At 42.2% G+C, this 1653-nt stretch carries 2 protein-coding genes and 1 pseudogene; 1 reads left to right on the top strand and 2 read right to left on the bottom strand.

Annotated elements, in window-relative coordinates; all coding sequences use genetic code 11:
* On the top strand, window positions 1-353 hold a 353-nt coding region (locus CBG25_RS03630), incomplete at its 5' end, for a transposase family protein (RefSeq protein WP_290603898.1).
* A 53-nt stretch (window positions 354-406) separates the two neighbouring features.
* On the opposite strand, the pseudogene istA reads toward CBG25_RS03630, so the two are convergent.
* Together istA and CBG25_RS03620 are read right to left on the bottom strand one after the other, a co-directional pair.
* Window positions 407-1264 (bottom strand): annotated as a pseudogene (istA, locus tag CBG25_RS03625) (IS21 family transposase); the annotation flags it as partial.
* A 36-nt stretch (window positions 1265-1300) separates the two neighbouring features.
* Window positions 1301-1653, bottom strand: a 353-nt coding sequence (locus CBG25_RS03620; protein WP_290603898.1) for a transposase family protein, incomplete at its 5' end; no start/stop codon positions are given.

Genomic DNA, 1653 nt, shown 5'->3' with positions numbered 1-1653 from the left:
TGAGCAAAAATGGGCGCCGTCACGATAAACGCTTACTCGATAAAGTCGATATAATTCGCCATATTCCTCCTGAGGTAACCATCTGGGCAGATACCGGTTTTCAAGGTATAGATAAACAGCATCCTAATACACAAATCCCAAAAAAAGGAACTCGAAAAAGACCTTTATCGCCTGAACAAAAACAAGAAAATAAAATAATCTCGGGCATCCGTATTACAGTTGAACACGCCATCGCGGGTATCAAGCGCCTCGGTTGCATGACCCAAATTTTACGGAATCGTAGACCCTTTATTGATGATACCTTCTTACTCCTTAGCGCAGGTCTTTGGAATTTCCATCTCAGAACAGCGTAAAATTTACTTCAATCACCGAAACACCCTTATTTCACTATTAAGCAACACGCTTTTAGCCTTTTCAATAAAACCTGGATGTGTTGATTGAATGAAGCAAGACTATAGAAGTGTTCGTGACGAAGTCGGGCCATAATCCAACGTTCAACAAGCAGCACGCCGACTTCAGCCTTAGGTTTATCTTTTGGCTTACGAGGACGGGCTGGCATGACGGCAACATTGTAATGCTCAAGCATTTGTTGGTAAGTCGGGTTGATGTCAGGATCATATTTACAAGCTCGTGAAGTTGCACTTTTCAGGTTATCAGGCACCACAATCTCAGGTACACCCCCAAGCGATTGAAAACAGCGAACATGGCTCATTACCCAGTCCTCAAGCTGCTGAGACCACGTTGCTTCTGCCCATGTATAGTTTGATGCGCCAAGAACAGCAACAAAGAGCTGTGCTGTTCTTGTTTCGCCAGTATTGGGATTAATGATATTGATAGTGGGACCACAATAATCAACAAAGAGTTTTTCACCGGCTTTATGAACTTGCCTCATTGATGGGTTTGTGGTTTTTAACCATTCACGATAAAGACGACAATAATGGTTGTAACTATAAAAACTCCCTGGGTATTGTTCTGCATATTCCTCCCAGAGCAGTTGTAATGTCACTATTTTGTTACGTAATTCTTTATGTACTTCTGCCCAATCAGGTAAAGAATGTTTTTTCATCTTCACTTTAGTCTGGCTAAATGCCTTTCGTAAGGAAGATGGGTCCCATTCTGTGGGTAAAGGCCATTGTTTTATCCCCAGCTGAGCTGCCCGATTAGCATATCGTGATACAGCAGATGGCGATATCGATAAGCTACGAGCTATCTGGCGATGACTGAGCTTGGCTCCATATTTAAGTCTAAAAGCGTGTTGCTTAATAGTGAAATAAGGGTGTTTCGGTGATTGAAGTAAATTTTACGCTGTTCTGAGATGGAAATTCCAAAGACCTGCGCTAAGGAGTAAGAAGGTATCATCAATAAAGGGTCTACGATTCCGTAAAATTTGGGTCATGCAACCGAGGCGCTTGATACCCGCGATGGCGTGTTCAACTGTAATACGGATGCCCGAGATTATTTTATTTTCTTGTTTTTGTTCAGGCGATAAAGGTCTTTTTCGAGTTCCTTTTTTTGGGATTTGTGTATTAGGATGCTGTTTATCTATACCTTGAAAACCGGTATCTGCCCAGATGGTTACCTCAGGAGGAATATGGCGAATTATATCGACTTTATCGAGTAAGCGTTTATCGTGACGGCGCCCATTTTTGCTCA

It is taken from the genome of Arsenophonus sp. ENCA, from assembly GCF_002287155.1.
Lineage (GTDB): Bacteria > Pseudomonadota > Gammaproteobacteria > Enterobacterales > Enterobacteriaceae > Arsenophonus > Arsenophonus nilaparvatae.
The sequence above is the reverse complement of the archived record's forward strand: the minus strand, read 5'-3'. Positions and strand labels throughout refer to the sequence as shown.